7 protein-coding genes are annotated in these 7,484 nt (G+C 40.3%); 3 read left to right on the forward strand and 4 right to left on the reverse strand.

Going from position 1 to position 7,484, the window contains the following annotated elements; all coding sequences use genetic code 11:
• Window positions 1–531: 531 nt before the first annotated feature.
• Complete coding sequence (locus ABMQ40_RS03175; RefSeq protein WP_370896464.1) at window positions 532–1,593, forward strand: 3-oxoacyl-ACP synthase III family protein; 1,062 nt, start codon at window positions 532–534, stop codon at window positions 1,591–1,593.
• A 16-nt stretch (window positions 1,594–1,609) separates the two neighbouring features.
• Here ABMQ40_RS03175 and ABMQ40_RS03180 read toward each other — a convergent pair whose 3' ends face one another.
• Window positions 1,610–2,557 (reverse strand): beta-1,6-N-acetylglucosaminyltransferase, encoded by a 948-nt coding sequence (locus ABMQ40_RS03180; RefSeq protein ID WP_370896466.1) that lies wholly within the window; start codon window positions 2,555–2,557, stop codon window positions 1,610–1,612.
• 540 nt (window positions 2,558–3,097) lie between these two features.
• On the opposite strand from ABMQ40_RS03180, the gene ABMQ40_RS03185 reads away from it, so the two are divergent.
• Both ABMQ40_RS03185 and ABMQ40_RS03190 read left to right on the forward strand, forming a co-directional pair.
• The gene (locus ABMQ40_RS03185) at window positions 3,098–3,526 is read left to right on the forward strand and encodes a cold shock domain-containing protein (RefSeq protein WP_370896468.1); all 429 of its coding nucleotides are present in this window, start codon (window positions 3,098–3,100) and stop codon (window positions 3,524–3,526) included.
• Between the two features lie 30 nt (window positions 3,527–3,556).
• Window positions 3,557–3,751 (forward strand): cold-shock protein, encoded by a 195-nt coding sequence (locus tag ABMQ40_RS03190; RefSeq protein ID WP_370896470.1) that lies wholly within the window; start codon window positions 3,557–3,559, stop codon window positions 3,749–3,751.
• A gap of 305 nt (window positions 3,752–4,056) precedes the next feature.
• Here ABMQ40_RS03190 and ABMQ40_RS03195 read toward each other — a convergent pair whose 3' ends face one another.
• The 3 genes from ABMQ40_RS03195 to ABMQ40_RS03205 form a co-directional block, all read right to left on the reverse strand.
• Window positions 4,057–5,169: an epoxide hydrolase family protein gene (locus ABMQ40_RS03195; protein WP_370896472.1), complete on the reverse strand. Its 1,113-nt coding sequence runs from the start codon at window positions 5,167–5,169 to the stop codon at window positions 4,057–4,059.
• Between the two features lie 184 nt (window positions 5,170–5,353).
• Window positions 5,354–6,109, reverse strand: a complete 756-nt coding sequence (locus tag ABMQ40_RS03200; protein ID WP_370896480.1) for a 4-hydroxy-tetrahydrodipicolinate reductase — start codon at window positions 6,107–6,109, stop codon at window positions 5,354–5,356.
• Window positions 6,110–6,252: 143 nt separating this feature from the next.
• A complete protein-coding gene (locus ABMQ40_RS03205) occupies window positions 6,253–7,164 on the reverse strand; it encodes an AraC family transcriptional regulator (RefSeq protein WP_370896482.1) in 912 nt (303 codons plus the stop codon).
• Window positions 7,165–7,484: the final 320 nt, after the last annotated feature.

The following is a 7,484-nucleotide window of genomic DNA, read 5'->3' on the forward strand; positions in this document are numbered from 1 at the left end:
TTTAAAGTTTATTACTAAAGGTATAGCACATTTTATGCCTTTTATCAAATAAAAACACAATATACCTGCCAATCATCAATAAAAAAACATTACAGTTTAAAAATTTCCACCTCAAAAAGGAGAAAAAGGTCTGGAAAGGCACTATTCCCCACTCATCTCTGTTTTTTATATCCTGCTTCCAAAGCCGTTCCCGACAGGATCGAACATTGTTTTTAAAAATAACAGGTATTTTATGGTATTATTTATTTTTAATAGACTATCTTTAACCACAGAAATACAATTTATAAACCTCTCTTTTCTTCCATATTATATTATTTATACTTTATATGTCCCTGGCGGGAGGATAAATGAAATTATACAATAAATATTTTTCAATGTCTTGATAATTTATTTAAGGAACATTTAAGTTAGATTGTTATATGTTCATTAGCCTCTTGTTAACAGCAGGAGGTTTTGTTGGACTATCAATTAAATTGCATTATTTAGTAATCATCCCGTCAATATTTATAATAAGAACAGAATTATTTTCAGATGACAAGCAGAATTACGGGGGTGGGCAATTACATCCCATCGGAAACGATAACCAATTTATTTTTTGACCAGCATATTTTTCTTAATGAACAAGGGGTCTTATTAAAAGAGAACAACGCTTCAATCACCAGCAAATTACAAAAGATTACAGGTATTGAAGAGAGAAGATACGCCAGCAACAACCAGGTAACTTCAGATCTGGGGCTCATCGCTGCCCGGGCTGCAATAGAAGACGCAGGAATAGACCCCGAGACTTTAGACTATATTATATTTGCCCACAATTTTGGTGATGTGCGCTTTGGCACCATTCAGTCAGATACTGTTCCAAGTCTTGCGGCAAGGGTAAAGCATATGCTCCGGATCAGGAATAATTTCTGTGTTGCATATGATGTGTTATTTGGCTGCCCCGGATGGATCGAAGGGGTAATACAGGCTCATGCATTTATCAGATCCGGTATTGCCAGGCGTTGTCTGGTCATCGGTGCAGAAACTCTTTCCCGTGTGGTAGATATTCATGACAGAGACAGCATGATCTATGCCGACGGGGCCGGTGCGGTGATCCTGGAAGCCCATGACAGTGATGAATCCGGTATCCTGTGCCATCTCTCCGCCTCCCATACTCTTGAGGAAAAAGATTTCCTGTATTTTGGCAAATCCTATAACAATGAAAGCTGTCCGGATATCAAGTATATCAAGATGGATGGAAGAAAAATATATGAATTTGCCCTTTCAAATGTTCCTGATGCCATGAAGAAATGTCTTGACAGCAGTGGATACTCCATCAGCCAGTTAAATAAAATAATCATCCACCAGGCCAATGAAAAAATGGATGAGGCTATTATCAACAGATTCTATCAGCTGTATGACACACCGGTACCTCCGGATATCATGCCTATGGTAATTAACAAGCTAGGGAACAGCAGCGTTGCGACGATACCTTCCCTGCTTACCATGATCCTGAAAGGGGAACTTGATCTTCATAAAATAGAAAAAAACGATGTCGTCTTATTTGCATCGGTAGGCGCAGGAATGAATATCAATGCCCTTGTCTACAAGTTTTAAGCTGCGCAGGACTGAACTAGTTTTTTTGGTCCGGATCTGTTTTAAGCTCTCTTCCGATCTCGTCTATTTCCGGTAATGGGGTATGATAATTCTCTTCAATGTATTGCAGAATACTTTCATCTGTCTTACTGCCGATTTTCCTGATAAAAAGATAGTTGTTAGATTGAAGATATCTGATAAGATCATCCTTATTCGGTTTTTTGCCCAATAGCGGATTTCCGATTATTGCTCTTTTATCATCATTTACAATGACCTCCCTGAAAGCTGTATTCATAAGTACAGTTTGAAAAAAGGATTCAGCGGGCAAAAACGTATGAAGGTAATATTCCTCAAAATCCATGACCTTTTTATTGTTGGTCAGGAAAGCACAGGTATTCCTTGTAAAGATAAACCACTTGCTTCCGATATATGGAATGACCCCTTTCATAAATTCTCTTTTATATATTAATGATGAGATCTTATAGGATAATTCCGTGAAATGGTTTTGTATCCGCTGAAGCGTGTCCGGCCGGTAAAATTTCTGATCGTAATACAGTAGGTAATTCCTCCCATTGTTGACGGTAAGGAAGTTACGGATGATATTCTGGGATTTAAGGGGATAATCGTCACCGCTTAGATTGATAAAGTAGTCCCATTCCGGGCTTACATTAAGCAGAAACTCCATTGCATCGAGCTCGGCTTGTACCATACTGAACCCACCGGTAATGATGTTTATACTTTCCGGAATGTATACATTGGGAAACTGAATTAAATACAGCTGAATTTCTTCAATTACCTCAAATTTTGCCTTCCGGTCGATGTGCACGAGATAAAACTGGTCTCTGGTATAGATCTTCTGAAACATTGCCTTAAAAGCTTCAGGCTTATGGTGCACCATAATGAAATAAGCAATTCTTACATGTCTGAAAGGAGCTGGCTCCAAAGGTTGGGCCTGAGTGCCGGCAGAAGGAAAAAATGTTTGCATAGGTTCAGAATTAAAATCATCCGCGTTATGCAAACAATTCAGTTAACATGTGAAAGCTACGAATATATTTTTGATAATCAATTATTTAAATTTACGATTATTCGGTTTTTTTATCGTATATTTGTAAAACATTTAACGGGCCTCTGCCTTTGCTATTCTGTAACAGTTTAAATCTTTATTCTTTTTTCAGTTTGCTTTTTCAGCTGCCAGCTCAAATCTTTACTGATGAATATTAATATCAATCCCGGCAGGCTGAACTTTCAGATCGAAAGCAATTACAAGTTTAACACTCTTACTTTATTTTTTAGCCAGCAAGAGCATTAGAGCGATATGCGGGTATGGATGAATATCCTGTCCCGGGAATGACAATTCATTGCAGACTCAGCAATTATATTCCGGAATGGCGGATTATTGTACGGTCAAAGCAAATATTGATGGATCAAATGCCTCAGGCATGGATCTTTCACGGCAGGATAAGTATGACGGATTACGATCCTGTCGCAAAATAAATTTATTATACTAATTAAAACCAGAATATTTATGGGAGATTCTTTCTCTAAAAAAGAAAATTTCAAGAAAAAAGTTCAAAAACAAAAAGAAAAAGCACAAAGGCGGGAAGAACGCAAAGCCAACAACAATAAAGGAAAAGACCTGGATGACATGCTTGTCTATGTAGACGAATATGGGAGACTGACGTCTACTCCTCCTGAACAGCGCAAGGAAGTTGACCTCAGTGAGATTCAGCTGGGAGCCGCTCCCATTCCCGAGGAGGAAATCAGAAAGTCAGGCACCATTACCTTTTTCAGTGAGAAAGGTTACGGTTTCATTACCGAAGACCAGACCAAAGAAAATGTCTTTTTCCACAATAACAACTGTTCTGAGCCCGTAAAGAAGGGCAACAGGGTATCCTTTGAAAAAGAAAAGTCTGCCAAAGGCTTTTCCGCAATTGATATTCAGCTGATCAAATAACTATAACAACAATTTTTAATAATAATTACAATGCAACAAGGCACAGTAAAATTTTTCAATGAAGCTAAAGGCTTCGGATTTATTTCTCCTTCAGACGGGAGCAAAGACATTTTTGTACATTCTTCGGGATTGAGCACACGATTCATCCGGGAAAATGACAAGGTTATTTTCGATGTACAAAAAGGAGACAAAGGTCTGAATGCCGTGAACGTAAGACTGGCATAGTTTGGCCGTTAATCATCAATAATAAATCAGATATACTCTCAAAACGAAGGTCGGAAACAGATTAATCTGATCGGGCAGCCTAAGGAACCATATCCTTTGCAACAAAATTCATAATCCTTATGTTACAGATCATTAATCATTTTTCAGTCTGACATATTGTTTGAATGAATATCCGTGGAGCAGTAATACTTTTACAGGATATTCATGCTTCTGCTCAATGCAGGGGACTTTTTTACAGCATAAGCTCAGGCTGCCTTTTCAGGCAGCCTGAGCAGCATTTATTCAGTTTCTGATCGTTTTTTAAATTATCTGTTCAGAGAATAAAAGAAAGATTTCAGTTCTTCGGCAAAGATCCGGGGCACTTCAAGGGCCGCAAAATGCCCTCCTTCTTCCATTTTCCTGAAATGTACCACATTCACAAACCGCTCTGCCCATTCCCGGGGAAACTGTGCCTCACGGGGGAGTACCGCCACGCCTGCCGGTACACCGGATTTCTGCAAAGGCTGCGAACCTCCCCACTGCGCAATGGCATCTGCCTTGTACATTCTCATGGAAGTTCCTATGGTTTCCGTGACCCAATAGATCATTATATTGGTGAGCAACTCATCTTTTCCTCCAAATGCCGTTTCAATCAGTTCAGGCGGAGCGCCGGCATTCCCAAAGCTCAATATCCAGGCTGCAAGCCCTACCGGGGAATCATTCAGACCGTAAGCCAGAGACTGTGGCTTGGTGGAATGAAGCATCGCATAAGCGCCTTCACTGTACCACCATTGTTGTACAAACTGTGCAAACTCCTTTTCCTCCCCGGTCATACTGTTGGGATCCTCCTGCCCCATGGGATATCCTACATCTGTAAAATGAACCGCCTCTACCTCATCTGCATATTTCGAGGCCAGGGCCTTGGTCACCCCCATCCCTACATCGCCTCCGGCGGCACAAAACTTATCGTACCCTAAGACTTCCGTCATCAGCTTTACCCAAAGGCCGGCAACCTCTTCACTGCTTATCGCCACCTTTTCCGAAAAGCCGAAACCCGGGATGGACGGGATCACCAGGTCAAAACATTGTTCTCCTTCCGTAAGCAACGGAATGATCTTATGGAACCGGTAAAAACTGTCCGGCCAGCCATGCGTCAGTATCAGCGGTTTGGGGTTGCTGCCTTTTCCTTTAACATATTGGAAATGAATTTGTATGCCATCTATTTCAGCGATATACTGCGGATATTGATTCAGCTTTTCCTCATTTTCTTTCCAGTCGTATCCGTTCATCCAATAAGTCGCCAGCTCTTTCAGGTATTTTTCACTGGTCCCAAAGTGCCAGCCGGAACCTTCAGCCTCTCCGGGCCAACGGGTATTCCGGATACGGGCTTTAAGGTCGTTCAGAACGGTTTCAGAAATGTTTACGGTAAATGATTTCATATTATTATATTTTGATTGGTCCACCAAATTTAATCATTCTGATCATCCCCGCAAATGATTTAAACAACTGAAATAAAAGCACTACATTATCAGTAAAGCACATCAGGGCATGACAAGGCCAAAGGATATTGGCACATGAAATCATTTTTACGTTCGTATTCTGACACAGGTATTGCTTCAAAAATCAAGACTGATTGAAGAAATATGGCCTCAGAATATCTTCGAAATTATAAAGCCCCGCAGGCTTATCTTTAATATTTTCCGCTACAAACAGCGCTCCGCTCCCAAACGCTTCTCTGGAAATCGATTCATGTACCAACCTTACGGTCTGATACGGAAAACCAAAAATAACCTCATGCTTGCCTACAATACCTCCGGCTCTGATGGAATTGATGCTTTCCTTTTCCAGGTCGAGGGTTTCGGCGATTTTTACGGCAGTACCGGAAATGCCTTCCTTTGTTTTGAAATGCTCCTCCACCACTTCTATATCTACATGGGGAGCTATATTTTTCAACAGGCTTGAAGCAAACAGCAAATAGTTTACCCCAAGGGTAATGTTAGGAGACCAGAACACCGTTGTTTTAGCCGCAAGCTGTTCTAAAAGTTGTTTTTCGGCATCGCCGTAATGAGAGATCGCCGAAATAATCCTGACATTTTTTTCCGCCGCTTCGGACCCATACATATGGATACTTTCCGTAGATGAAAAGTCAATCACCATATCTACAGGATGCTGCTCAAGAAGCTCTTTTATCGTAATATTCCGCAAGGAGTGAATATGGCCAGGCTCATCTGATTCCAGGCCCAGAAATTCAGGAGCGGAATGATGATCCAGCAGGGTACTGTTCTTCAATACCCATTCCAGACAAAAACCGGGGCTTTGCAAAATGACGCTGGCAACAGCCTTTCCTGCTTTCCCAAAGCCTATAAGGCCTATTTTTATTCTTGTTGATGCTCTTTTCATTAATTTTTTATTTTGTTGTTCTTATAATCCTCTGATGTCTTCTGACATTATAGGATCTTAAATACAATGTCTTCAATCATTTATCCTGCCGGAGAAGATATATCCTTCGGCCGGTCATACTATCATTTATCTTTTGATTCATTATTAAATTCCTGTCTCCGGTAAACTTCCGGCGTTAAGCCCACCTGCTTTTTAAAATATTTACCGAAATTGGATTTGTCTGTAAATCCCAATTCATTACCTATTTCGCTTACCGTAAGATCCGTATTCCGGAGCAGTCTTTTGGCTTCCAGAATTATACGGTCTTTAATGATATATCCTGCAGAACGGCCCAGTGATCTTTTTACTATAATGTTCAGATAGTTAGGTGATATACATAAGGCATCCGCATATTGTTTCGGCAGTTTCCATTGCTTATGCCTGAGATTCACCAGCTCATTAAACTGCTGTATTAAAACCAGCTTCCTGTCTCTTTTGTGTATGACAGCATCGGAAATAGCGCCATGATCCCTGCGGTATTTGATTAAAGCGGCTTTCAGATAAATACAGATAAGCTCCCTGCACTCCTTCCTGATATGCTGATATTCCTTATGGATAAGATCCGCCAGTAAAAGCCATTCTTCCATCGAATTTTCATCAACATCAATATAGGGTATGGCACTGATGTTTATCAAATCGCTTTTTATTTTATTATTCCCCGTGTAGATGAGATTATAGAACGATTTAGTGAAGTTGATGACATATCCTTCCGCGTTCTCCAGCTGCAGCCAGGTGTGCACCTGGCCGTACGTAATTAAAAATATACGGTTATCCGTTATTTTATATTCGGCTGAATCAATGGTATGGGACCCTTTTCCGGATTTTATTATGATCAGCGAATAGAAATCATGGCGATGCGGTTTTTTAAGATGCCTGATCCGCTCTGCAAAATCCCGTAAGGTATAAAACCCAAACCCCTGTAGCAAAGAGGGAGCAGCAAGCAATGAGTCTACCGAATATAATTTTACATGGTCAAATTCATCCATAGCTAACATCAAAATACAAATATAAATTGTACCACCAGGAATACCGTGGTATAATTTATACTTTATTTGGTAATTTGAACAACTCCCTGTTTTCCGGCGAACTGGCAGGGAAATTCAGAGCTATCCCCATTCATGGGATACTGCGGAATCCAGTCCTTTTATTCTTACGACATGTATTGTGTCAGAGAATATATGTTGATAATTATTTCTGTCTTATGATAATTGCCTGGGGATCGTTCTGTTTGCGGGCAATTAACTTTTCAATCATTTCACAGGTTTGATAGAGATCGCAAAGCCTCCGCTTCTGGCCATCTTAAATTTAATTTTCG

The organism is Chryseobacterium gossypii (assembly GCF_041361455.1).
Taxonomy (GTDB): domain Bacteria; phylum Bacteroidota; class Bacteroidia; order Flavobacteriales; family Weeksellaceae; genus Chryseobacterium; species Chryseobacterium gossypii.